The 13,616-nt window shown below is 43.8% G+C and carries 17 protein-coding genes; 4 read left to right on the top strand and 13 right to left on the bottom strand.

Annotated elements, in window-relative coordinates; genetic code table 11:
* Positions 1-27 precede the first annotated feature (27 nt).
* The 4 genes from AC58U0_RS13535 to AC58U0_RS13550 form a co-directional block, all read right to left on the bottom strand.
* On the bottom strand, positions 28-1,101 hold the full coding sequence (locus tag AC58U0_RS13535; protein ID WP_497379521.1) for an ABC transporter substrate-binding protein: 1,074 nt from the start codon (positions 1,099-1,101) through the stop codon (positions 28-30).
* An 83-nt stretch (positions 1,102-1,184) separates the two neighbouring features.
* Positions 1,185-2,057 (bottom strand): ABC transporter permease, encoded by an 873-nt coding sequence (locus AC58U0_RS13540; protein ID WP_497379522.1) that lies wholly within the window; start codon positions 2,055-2,057, stop codon positions 1,185-1,187.
* Positions 2,054-2,866, bottom strand: coding sequence for an ABC transporter permease (locus AC58U0_RS13545; RefSeq protein ID WP_497379709.1), 813 nt, complete (start codon positions 2,864-2,866; stop codon positions 2,054-2,056). Before AC58U0_RS13545 ends, AC58U0_RS13540 begins: the two co-directional genes overlap by 4 nt.
* Positions 2,850-3,662, bottom strand: coding sequence for an ABC transporter ATP-binding protein (locus AC58U0_RS13550; RefSeq protein WP_497379523.1), 813 nt, complete (start codon positions 3,660-3,662; stop codon positions 2,850-2,852). Before AC58U0_RS13550 ends, AC58U0_RS13545 begins: the two co-directional genes overlap by 17 nt.
* Positions 3,663-4,056: 394 nt before the next feature.
* Here AC58U0_RS13550 and AC58U0_RS13555 point away from each other — a divergent pair, with 394 nt between their 5' ends.
* On the top strand, positions 4,057-4,683 hold the full coding sequence (locus AC58U0_RS13555; RefSeq protein WP_497379524.1) for a C40 family peptidase: 627 nt from the start codon (positions 4,057-4,059) through the stop codon (positions 4,681-4,683).
* 62 nt (positions 4,684-4,745) lie between these two features.
* Here AC58U0_RS13555 and AC58U0_RS13560 read toward each other — a convergent pair whose 3' ends face one another.
* The 4 genes from AC58U0_RS13560 to AC58U0_RS13575 form a co-directional block, all read right to left on the bottom strand.
* Positions 4,746-5,669, bottom strand: a complete 924-nt coding sequence (locus AC58U0_RS13560) for a S66 peptidase family protein (RefSeq protein WP_497379525.1) — start codon at positions 5,667-5,669, stop codon at positions 4,746-4,748.
* Between the two features lie 105 nt (positions 5,670-5,774).
* Positions 5,775-6,686 (bottom strand): tyrosine-type recombinase/integrase, encoded by a 912-nt coding sequence (locus tag AC58U0_RS13565; protein ID WP_497379711.1) that lies wholly within the window; start codon positions 6,684-6,686, stop codon positions 5,775-5,777.
* Positions 6,687-6,835: 149 nt separating this feature from the next.
* Entirely contained in the window at positions 6,836-7,087 is a 252-nt protein-coding gene (locus AC58U0_RS13570; RefSeq protein WP_057301470.1) for a YolD-like family protein, read from the bottom strand.
* 24 nt (positions 7,088-7,111) lie between these two features.
* Entirely contained in the window at positions 7,112-7,315 is a 204-nt protein-coding gene (locus AC58U0_RS13575; RefSeq protein ID WP_029195001.1) for a YwbE family protein, read from the bottom strand.
* 301 nt (positions 7,316-7,616) lie between these two features.
* On the opposite strand from AC58U0_RS13575, the gene AC58U0_RS13580 reads away from it, so the two are divergent.
* The 3 genes from AC58U0_RS13580 (at position 7,617) to AC58U0_RS13590 (ending at position 9,427) form a co-directional block, all read left to right on the top strand.
* Entirely contained in the window at positions 7,617-8,036 is a 420-nt protein-coding gene (locus tag AC58U0_RS13580) for a DUF3995 domain-containing protein (protein ID WP_497379712.1), read from the top strand.
* A gap of 113 nt (positions 8,037-8,149) precedes the next feature.
* Positions 8,150-9,013: a helix-turn-helix transcriptional regulator gene (locus AC58U0_RS13585; RefSeq protein ID WP_497379526.1), complete on the top strand. Its 864-nt coding sequence runs from the start codon at positions 8,150-8,152 to the stop codon at positions 9,011-9,013.
* 132 nt (positions 9,014-9,145) lie between these two features.
* Positions 9,146-9,427: a hypothetical protein gene (locus tag AC58U0_RS13590; RefSeq protein ID WP_497379527.1), complete on the top strand. Its 282-nt coding sequence runs from the start codon at positions 9,146-9,148 to the stop codon at positions 9,425-9,427.
* A gap of 155 nt (positions 9,428-9,582) precedes the next feature.
* Here the strand turns inward: AC58U0_RS13590 and AC58U0_RS13595 are convergent, their stop codons facing one another.
* The 5 genes from AC58U0_RS13595 to AC58U0_RS13615 all read right to left on the bottom strand — a co-directional run bounded on the left by AC58U0_RS13595 (position 9,583) and on the right by AC58U0_RS13615 (position 13,589).
* Positions 9,583-10,242 carry a DUF3892 domain-containing protein gene (locus tag AC58U0_RS13595; protein ID WP_497379528.1) on the bottom strand — a complete coding sequence of 220 codons (660 nt, stop codon included), beginning with the start codon at positions 10,240-10,242 and terminating at the stop codon, positions 9,583-9,585.
* A gap of 86 nt (positions 10,243-10,328) precedes the next feature.
* On the bottom strand, positions 10,329-11,174 hold the full coding sequence (locus AC58U0_RS13600; RefSeq protein WP_497379529.1) for an ABC transporter permease: 846 nt from the start codon (positions 11,172-11,174) through the stop codon (positions 10,329-10,331).
* Entirely contained in the window at positions 11,158-11,961 is an 804-nt protein-coding gene (locus AC58U0_RS13605; protein ID WP_497379530.1) for an ABC transporter permease, read from the bottom strand. Before AC58U0_RS13605 ends, AC58U0_RS13600 begins: the two co-directional genes overlap by 17 nt.
* Positions 11,936-12,955 carry an ABC transporter ATP-binding protein gene (locus AC58U0_RS13610; RefSeq protein ID WP_497379531.1) on the bottom strand — a complete coding sequence of 340 codons (1,020 nt, stop codon included), beginning with the start codon at positions 12,953-12,955 and terminating at the stop codon, positions 11,936-11,938. Before AC58U0_RS13610 ends, AC58U0_RS13605 begins: the two co-directional genes overlap by 26 nt.
* A gap of 298 nt (positions 12,956-13,253) precedes the next feature.
* Positions 13,254-13,589 carry a hypothetical protein gene (locus AC58U0_RS13615; RefSeq protein WP_497379532.1) on the bottom strand — a complete coding sequence of 112 codons (336 nt, stop codon included), beginning with the start codon at positions 13,587-13,589 and terminating at the stop codon, positions 13,254-13,256.
* Between the last annotated feature and the right edge of the window lie 27 nt (positions 13,590-13,616).

Here is a 13,616-nt window from a genome sequence, read left to right on the forward strand (position 1 = left end):
TCCACGATCCGCCTACCCTCCGAAAATTCACTTGCCCTGTAAAATCGTTTTATCAATAGCCGCTGTCAAATCGGCCGGTTTCTTAATCAAGCCATATTTCAGCGCAATGTCCGCTGTCCGTGTCACTGATTCACCTACAAATGAACCGACTTGTTCATTTTTAAATCCATCCGGCTTCACAAGCTTTGCCATTTCCTTCAGCATTGTCGTTTGATGCTGTTTGGTTGTACTTCCTGCCGTTACACTTTTCATCACAATATCAACGACTTCGTCCTGATGCTCAATCGCGTAATTCCAGCCTTTCATGGTTGCTCTCACGGCTTTAACGGCGAGATCGTGGTTCTTATCGACCCAGTCCTTCTTCGCAATAAGCGTATCCTCCAGCATCGCAACACCGGCATCATCAAAGTTAAACACATTCAATTCTGTCTCTTTCACACCGCTCTCAAGCACAACATAGTACTCGTTATAAATCGTTGCTGTCGCTACATCCAACTGATCCCCAAAGAATTGATCCATTGTGAAACCTTGTTTGACCAATTGAATGTCTTTCTTCGGGTCAAGCCCGTTCTTCTCCATAAAAGCAAGCACTTGGAACTGTTGGCTGCCCATCCATGTCCCGACCTTTTTGTCCTTCATTTTGGCTGGCGCATCGATACCGGTCGATTTTTTGGATAATAAACGGTACGAACTCTTCTGTGTCACTTGCGCCAACGAGACAAGAGGTAATCCATTGTCACGGTTGACTAACAAAGAGTCAAAGCTCGATACGCCAATATCGACAGCGCCATTCACAACTTGCTGCTCGATGATGACATCCGGTCCGCCCGGCACAATTTCGACATCTATTCCTTCATCCTTGTAAAAGCCTTTCTCTTTAGCGGCATAGATTCCGGCGAACTGTGCTTGCGGCACCCATTTCAACTGAATTTTGACCTTCTTGAGCGGCTCTGCCGAAGGGGACTTGGTTGCACCTGCTGCGGTAGATGCAGCTGGCGTTGTGGTTGCAGATTTTTCGGAAGCACAAGCTGAGATGATAACTAAAACCATGACCATACTAAACATCAAAGCCAATTTGCCAGTAAGGATCCTCTTTTTCAATCGAACCAATCCTCTCCTATTTATTTCTATGTATGTAAAGATGGTGTCATCCCTTGATGCTCATGTTAAATATTCTTTTTCATCTAGCGATTGGAAATTGACCACGGTATAAAGCGTTTCTCTAGAAGTTGAATGATCGTAAATAAAACAATTCCCAGGATAGCTGCGATAACAATACAAGCCCAAGCTAAGGGCATATTAGCCAGTCGGATTTGGTCCGAAAGCAAGTAGCCTAATCCACGCGATGCAATGAAAAACTCCCCCACGATCGCACCGATGATACTCGTTGACATGTTGATTTTAAGGGCTGAGAATATCGATGGTAAGGCTTTGGGTAATCTTAGTTTGAGAAAAAGCTGTCTTCTGCTAGCCGCATACGAAGTCATTAACTCTAGGTAGGACAGCTCAATGGAACGCAGCCCTTTGTAGGTGCTGACCGCCATGGTAGCCATCGTCATGACCGAGACGATACCCATTCGTGAAGCGACGCCGTCTCCCAACCAATTATTCATGATTGGTGCAAGAGCTACAATCGGCACCGCATTGAGCGAGGCCATGATCGAGATCGCACCGGCTCCTGCTTGTGGCCGAAAGGAAGCCGCGACTGCAGCAAGCCAGCCAAGCAGCGACCCAACGAGAAAGCCGCCGATGATTTCAACCCCCGTGTACAGCGTGTAAATGAGGAGGATATCGCCATTCTCGCGCATGGCTATGATGATATCCGAAGGAATAGGCAGCTGATAGCGTTCTAAGCTGAATAAGGTGTGTATCCCTCTGAATTGCCAAAGCAGCAAGAATACGAGACCGAATAGATACGGAAATAACTTCATTGGCTGTGTGAACATAGACTTGTAACCTGTTCGTACTTTTCCAATGGAAGCTCGGGTTGGTTCCTCCAAACTCGTTAGCGTCGTCACTGCAGCTTGTTGGTCTTTGCTTAAAATGACCTCTTTCATGCGCCTCCCCTCCTGCTTTCGCGGAAATCAGGCTGCCACGGTGTCAGCCATCTTTCTAAGAGAACTAGTAGTAGAAAGGTTGTAAAGCCAATGGCAATCGAGACAAGCACCGTGCACCAGAACATGTATACTTGTGCAGCTCCGTAATATAGAGAGCTAACCATTAGCACGCCGATTCCATCGGGAGCCCCCATTAGCTCAACGATGATGGAAGCTGTGATCGCCAGCGGAGCTGAGATCTTGAGTCCGGCGAACAGTCCCGGCAGCGCGGATGGCACCTTGAGCTTCAAGTAGCTGTGCCAGGTTGAAGCAGCTAAGGAGCGCATAAGCTCCAGCTGCTCAGGCTGCACACTGCGCAGCCCGCGAAGAGAGTTAATGGTGACAGGGAAAAATGTCACATAACCTGCCATAACGATCCGCGAAAGACTCGGATCATGGAGGATGCCGTACAGGATCGGCGCAAGACCGATGATGGGCACCATTTGAGAAGCGACCATGTAGGGAGTTAGCGTGTGTTCAACCGTTTTGGAGAGGCTCATGGTAATGGCTAAGGCAGCGCCGAAAATAGCACCAATCAGGAAGCCAGTCATCGCATTGCCGAACGTTGTGAAACCCTGCTTGATGAGGGTGGGAAGATTGTCTTGTAAGGAGGTAATCACCTTATGCAAATAAGGCAGTTTGGAGTCGGGTTGTGAGACTTGAATCACGTTATGGATCAGCCAAGCGAACACTTCCCAGAGAAGGAGTAATGCCGCTATCCAACAAGCAATAACAGCAGCTTGATGCCATTGTCTATCCAATTTGATCATCAAGGGCATCACTCTCCTCGTAGAAGCAATTTCGAATGGAAGCGGTCAAAGCATGGAAACGTTCCGATTCTCGGGCTTGCAAAGTACGATCCTCTCCCAAATCGACGCGGTGAACGGAGTGTACGCGACCAGGATTTGCAGATAATACAATGATTCGATTGGATAAAAATACAGCTTCCGGAATACTATGAGTCACGAAAACGATCGTCTTATTCGTCTTTCTTTTAATTTCAAGCAGTTCGAATTGCAGTTTCTCCTTTGTGAATTCATCAAGCGCCGAGAAGGGTTCATCCATAAACAAAATAGGCGGATCCAACGATAATGCACGTGCAATAGCCACTCTTTGCTGCATGCCGCCACTTAGCTGCCAAGGGTAATAATCTTTAAATTTCGTCAAACCTACGGTTTCAAGCAGCTGATCGACCATACTTCTATACTCCGCACGATTACGCCCCATTACCTCTAAGGGAAGCTCCACATTTTCGCGTACGGTTCGCCACTCGAACAGCGTGGGATTCTGAAACACAATGCCGAATTTCCTGCGCAAACGCACTTCCCGCGGATGCTCCTTTTGAATTATAATTTGCCCGCTTGAGGGTTGAAGCAGGTCAGCCATCAGCCGCAGCAGTGTTGATTTGCCACAGCCTGAAGGCCCAAGTAAGGATACGAATTCATTCTGGGCTACATCGAACGAGATGTCTTGGAGTACAGTCACTTGCTTTCCTTTTTTCCCAAACACCATGCAGACGCCATCCACCAATATTTCCACTTTCTGCTGGGAAAGATCTGAATTCATTGTATCCCTCCTCATTTGAACTCTGTTATTACGTTATATAAATGTAATATATATTCACTGTATATGTTATATTATATTACTTCTATGACGATTTACATTATACAAAGTGTTCCAAAATAAATCTCTGCATTTGACATAGTGTAAAACAACTACTAAAACAACCACGTAGCATTGCTATCATCTAGATGCCCCTACTCCATTTTTTTATCATACAGGGGAAGAAAGTTGTAAATTATGAGACTTCCTAAACGATTATATACATAATGTATGTTATGTAAACAAATAGAACGAAAATTGACCCGCCTCACGTTTATCCATATTTTGCTCATATTCTCTATTTATTCATTCTGATAAAATGTTTAGGTAACTACATATAACATCTAGGAGGAAATTCATGAGAAAGTTTATTCTTTCAACCGCAATGGCGACAAGTCTCTTATTCAGCGGAATCGCAAATGCGGCACCTTTGAATCAATACGTAGCTACGGATACTGACACTTTCTGGTCCATCTCACAGAAGTTCAATGTTCCATTAGCTGATCTCATCGCAAATAATCCAAATGTTAATCAGCAAAATATCTACGCAGGTGTTGTAATTAATCTTCCAGTTAAGGCTTCTATTAAACAAAGCTGGGAAGTAAAAGCAGATGCCATCATTGCAACTGGAATGAAGCAGCTTGGAACGCCATATGTATTTGGCGGCAATACACCATATGTTGCTTTTGATTGCTCAGGCTTTGTACAATATGCGTTTAATCAAAACGGATTTAACCTTCTTCATTCATCAGCATTGCAGAGTCAATTAGGAACACCAGTAGATAAAAGCGACCTGCGTAAAGGTGACCTTGTATTTCTACAAGGAACTTATACGGCCGGGGTTTCCCATGTAGGTATCTATCTTGGAAATAACAAAATTCTTCAAGCAGGAACGATGGGAACAAGGGAAGTAAAGATTAGCACTTTATTTGGTACTCCCTACTATGATGCTCATTATTGGGGAGCACGTCGTTTAATTAACTAGTATGAGAAAAAAGCCGGTTTTTAACGGCTTTTTTTTCGTTCTAGACAAGTTGTAAACGTGCTCTAGGCTTTTACCGTGGGTTCAAGTACTGTAAGCCTATTATTGTAAGTATCAAGGTTTACATTCGCTCCAATGGGGATTGCTGCTTTATAAAGGCCATGAGCTGTACTTACATTGGTCATGAGAGGTTTTCCTAAAGGAGCAATCACATCCGTTATTAAGTCATTATAAGTCGTAGAATAAGATATGGTGCAATTCGTGCATTGTCCCATCACCACACCGATGCAATCATGAATTTTCCTTGCCATGATCAGACGAGTCAAATATCGGTAAATGACATTCGTTGCTTCGTGCGTCTCTTCTATTACCAGTATTTTTCCAACCGTATTAATTTCGTATGGAGTGCCAAGTGTATCGACAAATGAAGTGAGATTCCCCCCTACGATTGGACCTCGAACATTTCCTGCATTCAGGCTTGTCTGCAGCATGCCGGGTGGATTCTGAATCACTCTTGGACTACTGAGGGTTGATGTAGCCGAATAAAATTGGTTGAAGTTATACGTTGGTGTGCTCGTGCTAAAGTCAATTAACAATAGACTTTGAAAAGTAATTAAATCGGAAAATTGGTACAAGACATTTAATAAAATCGTGATATCACTGTATCCTGTTACGATCTTAGGATTATTTTTAATAATCGTATAATTGAGGTATGGCAAAATATCTTTGACCCCCGTACCTCCTCTTGTAGGTAATATCATCTTCACACTGCGATTTTCAAACATACTCATAAGGTCTTCAGCACGTTGTTGCGCTGTTGAAGCAACTATGCCTCCATAAGCATACACATATTTACCCACTACTACATTGAATCCCATATTTTCAATTGTTTTAATTCTTTCATCAATGATTGTTGCGTCAAGCGGACTTCCTAAAGTAACAATTCCGATGGTATCACCCCTTTGTAAAATGGGGGGCTTTATAGCCATAAATATGCCTCCTACCAAAGAGAACTTATTCAAAATTTGGATCCACTTTGTAATCTCTCTGTTGCCTTATATGCCCCACTGGAACTAATTATTACAACTCCCGTTCTATACCCCCATCCCTACTGGAATAAATGCTGAAACACGGTTCATTGCATCCTGCTTTTGTTTATCTCCAACATGGGTGTAAATCTGTGTGGTCTGAATGCTCGCATGTCCAAGTAATTCCTGCAGAGTTCGGATATCTGTCCCTGCCAAAACCTGCATCGTGGCAAACGTATGGCGAAGCTTATGACTTGAGATCGACTTCCCTTGTAGTTCAGCATACTGCTGCTTAAGCACTTCGAAATGCTTCTCCGCAATCGTTTGAATCATACGAACACTAATTCGCCGACCAAATTGAGAAACAAAAAAAGGCTGCTCCACCGAGCTCCTTGTATTCATTCGTTCTATTAATGCTTTATTCAGAACTTTAACCAGTTCAGCAGGAAGAGGAATGACACGCCACTTCCGCCCTTTGCCAAATACCTGCAGCGTATTCGTTGAACGATTGAAATCAGAGATATTGAGTCGATGCAGCTCACTTACACGTAAACCCGCATAACTCATCAATAGAAACATGGCCACATTCCGAATCTGATACTTCCCCTCGATCGATTGCAAAAACACAGCAAGCAGCTGCTCGCTGAGAAACGTGGGAATTTGGTTTTTCTCGACCTTCGATTTTTTCACGTTAAGTGAAGGGTTGCTCTGCACAATTTGAAGCTCGATCAACGCCGCGAAAAAAGTCCGAATCGAAGATAAATAGCGATTACGCGCGGCATCCCCTGCCCCGCCCTGTCGCATTTTCGTCAAAAAGCGCATGATATCAATTGCCTCAATCGTTGGTAAAGATTTCTCGATATTTGAAAGGAATAACCTTACATCCCCTAAGTAAGCTTGTTGTGTTCGTTTCGTAAAGCCCTGATCTTTCATCCATGAGTCAAATAGCTCCAAATACTCATCATCATACTCATACACTTGTCCCAATCCTTTTCACTCCGTCCGTTACAATCTAAGTTGCGTTAAATATAGATTTAGTGCAATTTTTTTGACAGAAAAAAACGGTCAATTAAGGCATATCCTCTGTAAAGAACAGCAGAATAAACTTATTAACCGTTTTCCCGGTCTTAATCCCGCGGGTATTCGACTTTCATAATGTCCATGAAAGGTACTTTGTCAATTTCACCATTCACTTCCATATGTACTCTACCGGTCCGAGAATCCATTGTCGCTATGAGCCCGCGAACACGTTCTTCACGCCCCCAGACCGTCAGAACAATCTCGGAGTTCTCCTGCTTCGCTTCGGACAGTTGATTACCGATTTCTTCTAATACAAATTCATCCCGCGTTGGTCTTTTTGCTACTTTTGCTTTCGCCATCTCACGTTCCCCCTGGATTATAAATCACCTTGCCGGCGATAATATTTCTTTGACACGTCCAACCTGTCCATCTGCAAGTCTTACTTTAATCCCATGAGGATGGGTAGGTGAATTGGTTAATAGATCTTTGACTATTCCACGCGTTAACTTCCCGCTGCGTTGATCTTGCTTCAAAACAATGTTCACTTCAATACCTGGAATCACATCTTTACGATTTTGTCCATTCATGCTGTGTAAGTCGCCTGCTTTCTTTCAATTGTGTGCTTTATTATAACATAGTTTCCCCCCATTCCCCACCAAGTTGCGTACATTTGTAACCCCTTTACAACGGCTACTAAATCAATACGAGTAATCTACAAAATAAATATTATTAATAACATTAATATTTAATGAGATTAATTCATATAAAAACAACAATTAAACGTGATATTTCTATCATTTCGTGCTTTTTCCTATTGAAAAGAGCTTATTTCAGTTAAAATAATGATATGGATGGCATTCATTTCCGAGAGGTTGTGATTCAAGGATGATGATAAGTGGAATTTCTATTTTGTTGTTACTTTGTCTCGGAGGCTTACATGTGTACTGGGCATTTGGCGGTCAATGGGGAAGCAGAGTCGTTATTCCTGCTACAAGCGGCATAGGAGAAATGACGTTTAAACCTGGCAAAATAGCTACCTTAATCGTAGCCATTCTCTTGTTTAGCAGTGCACTGCTACTGGCTATTCAAGGGCGCTTACTTCCAGCCCTCCCTTCATTTCCATGGGTTAAATGGGGGTGTTGGCTTTGCGTCTTCGTATTTGGACTCCGAGCAATTGGGGATTTCAAGTATGTGGGCTTATTTAAGAGGGTCAAACAGACTCGATTCGCAAAATATGATACTTTATTGTTCACACCGCTTTGCTTATGGCTTTGCTTCACCTTTTATTACACGCTCATTTACAGCTAATTCACCCACTTCAGAACATTACTTTTTTTCATAATGAACATGATTAGATTAAACCATGCTACGTCAAATATTTTCTAAGATACCATGGCGCTTACACGGAGGGAATACACGATATGCCAAGATTCATGGACTATATGATCAGTCCTTATCCGCTTCGGATCATTTCATTGCCCATTGATTCCAGTAAATTAAAGCTGCAATCCTTGATTATTCTCGCTGTTGGTCATCTCCCAGGCCGTATATCATTTCGAGCTCACGCTAAATTTACCAAGTGGGCCATTGTCTATATTGCTGGTGGAAAGGGCTCCTATCAAGTCGATGACGGCGCCATTCAACACATTGAAAGCGGCAGTCTGTTCTTCCTTCGACCTGGAGCTGTTTATAATTACGGACCTGATGCAGATGGCTATTGGGACGAGTACTACTTCACATTCGAGGGAACCCGTATTGCGGAATGGCTTAGTAGTTGGCTTACACAAGTCGATTCAGCGAAGCAGGTTGGGCATGAAGATGCCGCCCAGCACAATCGGATCGAACGCATTTTTATCCTTATGGAAAGCGGTATACCCGATAATATCGACCGTGCTGCTTTGCTGCTTGAATCCTTGCTTTTTGAATTTATTCTGAAAGCTCAAGTACCGGCAGAAACGACAAAAACACAGCAATTGATCGATCTCATGGCCGATCTCGGTGATTCGTTGTTCCAGCCTTTTGACGCGGCGGTTATCGCAAAACGCCACCATATCTCGCTTTCTACGCTCCGGAGGATCGTAAGCGAATATACCGGCTACCCACTTGGAGCCTATATTCACCGTTTGAAAATGGCCGCAGCGAAAAACATTCTGCTGAATTCAGACGATACCGTAAAGGAGATCGCAGATTCACTTGGTTATAAAGATGTTTTTTACTTCTCACGGTTATTTAAGAAATACGTCGGTGTCTCCCCCCTTATTTATCGAAACAATATGCAGCTCTAAATTTGTTTACATAATTAATATTAAGTAAATAATTTTTTTGAATAAAATAATCGTGTCGTCCTAGTACGACTTGTCATATGGCAGCATATGATAAAGTAGAAAGAAAATCTTCCTACGGGGAGGTGAAACTAAATGACACTTACACTTACGGGTTGGATGCTCTATTCGATGTGGGTAGTTTTGGGTTTTATGGGGCTTAGCTTTTTACTAGGCTTATATAAAGCACTCAAAGCTGGCAGCTTCTCCAGCACTCTGATTCTGACTTATCTGCAAGATATGCTGTTCTATGTTTTCCCTTTATTTTTAATTTCCAACATGTTGTCCCTTGATCCAACAGGCTTCGTATTATTAGTTGCTTATTACGTCGGCGCACTTGGACTTGTTCTCAAGTATTTGACAAATCTTAAAAAATAAAATGTATCCGCATTCAAAGAATGCTATTATATGAGCTCATTAGAACGCTAGAGCAAAAAGGCCGCCGACTTGTAACGGTGGCTTTTTCATTTGGAGCACCTATTCATAATAAAAGCAGTTTGCACCCTTGGGGCAAACTGCTTCAGATCATCTTTTTAAAACCGTGGTAGATTAGATAAATTGTTGCTTGGATCGCCATCCGGATAAGATCTGAGCGTCTTTTGACCTTCACGATTCCTGCCCGTATTCACATCTTCAATCAAGCCTGCTTCTGTCATGGCAATGGCATTAGCAATATCAACTACCCTGCCATCTTGGAATTGAACCGCACTGATGCCGCCATCTCCATAATGGACGGATTGAATAATAGCTTTATTAGGGTCTATCGTGTGTGGACCTGCACCATACTGCGTTCCATCCCGCATAAAAGTGCCATATTGGGTTGGTTGGCCATTCGCACCATAGCCGGTATATCCCCCTTGAAAGCCTACATTTCTCGCATCTGCATGGTTAATTCCCGTGTTACGCTGACCATATTCGGCATTCATGTTGCCTGATGAACCTGGAACTGGCATTCCACCTTGGGAAGTCTGAGTTCCATTGTTACGAGCTTGGGGAATAAATGACTGCTGCCCGCTTTGACCAGCTTGTTGGTACGTTTGTGTTGGAATCGGTTGACCATTCCATGCAAAATTTCCATTATGGGTTGGTTCGACCGCATTGCTGTAATTTTGAGAAGGTTCAAGCTGTGTATTCGTCGTACCGTACGGTTGATTCTGCATCATCGGTTGTTGTCCACGTCGGCGTCGCGCCATAGATATCAGCTCCTTTGTTAATTCTATAAAGCGGCTTCCACCTATAGCATGCGTCACCGATATGCAGCTTATCCCTTTTAACCCAATTAACGCCGAAGCCCCATCATATTGCCAGAGGCGTATCGCCGGAGTCCTGTGTAGAACAAATAAATGCCTCCCAAGCAAAGCAAGCCAGTCACAGCTATGGCACCTGATATAAAAGGAATGTCTGCCTGACGTAACAACCCAATGGGTAAGTGACTGATGAACCCTGCAGGCAACACAGTAAACAGTACGATTTTGCCCAACCCTCGAAATATGCTCGTTGGATACGTGGTGAATGTCAGGAGCCCATTATATAGCTGAAAACTCAGCCCATCTGAACTCCCTAACCAGAACGCAGGACAGTTTACAATAATCGTGAAAAACAAGAAAATCAGCGTCGATAACAGCATCGCTAAACCAAATTTGATGAACCCTATCATTGATTTATCTCCAAATGCTACGTAAATAATAAGTGCGAATAAGACGTCCCCAATTGCACTTACCGACATGCGGCTGATGAGAACATGAAGAAGCACTGGCTTAGGCTGCGTTAAATAAATATCAAGCTGTCCGGTTGCGATCAGATTCGATATTCGCATAGCGTTACCGAAAAACGTAGCCATAACGCCAAAGCCGCCAGCTGCCACAGCCCATAACATCATCACATCCTGTAGCTCCCATCCATTCAATACAGGAAAACGGCCAAAATAAAGTCCCCAGAACACAATCCACACCACATTATTGATAATCATCATTCCGGCCGTAAGAAAGAAGCTCATCCGAAACTCCATGGCGCCAGCAAGATTAAGTTTCCAGCATTGCCAGACGAATTGAAGTAAACGCCTGAATTTACCTGGCTGATCAAATTCACTAATGGGTGTCAATTTGCAGCTATCCACCATTAACATTGAGCTTTTTCACTCCTTTTCTATAGACCAATGAGACAATTATGCCGATGAGAACAACCCATAACAGCTGTGTGCCGATCATGATTGGCAGTTGACCTGCATCAAAGGTCACTGTTGTCTTGGCCGGGATGTAGACAATAGCTTGAAACGGCAGCCATCGTCCTATCCGCTGCAGCATGTCGGGAAATAACTCTAGAGGCATTAACATGCCGCCTATCGTGAATAAAAATTTATTGTATACGAATTCCAAACCGCGTGTCTCCTCCACCCAGAAAGAGCTTAGCGCTAAAACCATATTCAGCATGAAATTTACCGTGAAACCGAATAATGCCACAATGGGCAACCATAGCAAGCCATAACCAAAATCAGGCAGTCCCATAATAAGTAAACCTAATAAACCGCCAAGCGCCGCGTTGACTAGAAACCGAATCGCTGCTTCGCTCATATACTCAACATAGTGAAAGGCGACAAAATTGACAGGACGGACAAATTTGAACACGATATCCCCGCTTTTCACTTCTTCCTCTACGCGTGAGCAGAGACTAGGACTAGCGAGGATCATCGATTCCGTAATAACGAGATACCACATGATTTGCTTGAAGCTGAAGCCTGCAATGGTTTCCGTTCCCTCGCCACGAAACGTTGTCTGCCATAGTTGAAGAAAAATATAAAGAATCAACAACAGAAACAACGAGCGGATTAGAAAATCGGCCACATAAGCAAGTTGATTGCGAAGTGTGATTTTGCCGATAAAGGCATATTTAACCGATTTTCTCCAGTTGTTCATGTCCTTTCTCCTCCTTACCGAAGTTCCCGTACATACGTGTAATGATGTCCTCCATCGGTGGATCTTCAACCGTAACGTCAATGATGCGGTGCTCAGCCATGATCTGGGATAGCGCTGCTTCAATCGTAGTTTGACCCATATCAACAGAAAGTGAAATTCTAACACCGCTTCGTTCTAGTACCTTCACCCCGACAATTTCTAAGGTATCCGGCTCCTCTCCCAGTACAAGGCGGACTGTTTTTTGTGTCAAAAACTGCTGCTTCATAACCTCGACACGGTCATCGAAGACAATCCGGCCATGATTAATAACAATCGCCCGGTCACATAGCCTCTCAATATCACCAGCATCATGTGACGTTAGAAAAACAGTGGTTCCTTCTTCACGTTTTAACTCTAGAATAAGCTCGCGTATTCGCTGTTTAACGACAACGTCTAGCCCAATCGTTGGTTCGTCAAGGAACAGCACCTGTGGGCGGTGCATCAAGGAAGCAGCGATCTCACAGCGCATCCTTTCGCCTAGCGAGAGCTTCCTCACTGCCGTATGCAGATAGGGGCCAAGTTCGAATCTCTCAATGAGATCATCACGCCGGCGTACATACTCACTGCGCCGCAGTTCGTAAATACGGCTCATTAACTCGAAGGTATCGATAGGAGGCAAATGATACCAAAGCTGCGACTTTTGCCCGAAGACAGAGCCTACTCGATAGCTCAGCTTCGTCCTCTCCTTCCATGGACAGCAGCCTAGAACTTCAGCCTGACCTGTTGTAGGATGAAGGATGCCTGTCAGCATCTTAATCGTCGTGGATTTCCCGGCACCATTCGGTCCGAGAAAGGCAAGCGTTTCCCCCTGATCCACGGAGAACGTTATGTCCTCTACGGCTGATTTGTCTACATACTCCGGCTTTAACAGTGCCCGAACACTCGCCATAAAGCCTTCTTCTTTTTTCTTGAGTTGAAAGGATTTCCCCAATTGTTCCACACGGATCGATGCCATCTCTATTCCCTCCACTTTTTATATCGGTAAAGCAAAAAAGACCTCAGTCCGTTTCGCCTAAACAGGCGGAACTTTCCGAAGGTCTTTTATCCCTTACGGTGTAACACGTCATGTATCCGTGTCGGCTTCGCTCGGTTCGCCACCTTGGTAGGTTCGGATCCCTAGAAGCCCTTCCGTTTATTTTCCACATATTAACACATGATGTCATGTACAGACAACACTTTTTTTGCGACCCATCCAAGCAAAAAAAGCCTGTTGCAGGTGCACAGACTTTTTACGCTAACTCACAGACATTACGTTATTGGGATTGATGAGATTGCGAAGATTGTTGAGAGTCCTGAGGTTGTTTGGATTGTTGAGAATGCTGAGTTTGTTTGGATTGTTGCGATTGCTGCGATTCTTGTGTCGTTTGTAATTCTTGTTTTAAATCTTCCGTCTTTTGCTGGGCCTGCTGGATTTGTCCCTGAAGATCTTGCAGCTGTTGTTCTGCTTCGGACAGTGCAGCTTCAGTCGCCTGTGAATAAATCTCCTGAGCAACTTGCAGAGTTTGTTCAGCAGCTTGCTCAGCTTTTTGGGCAGCTTCTTTTATTTGCTCAAAGCCTTGTTGATTTTGTTGCGGCGTTTGTTGTTGCATAGAGATACCCCCAGCTGAATTTTTCAT

It is taken from the genome of Paenibacillus sp. J31P190 (assembly GCF_059692075.1).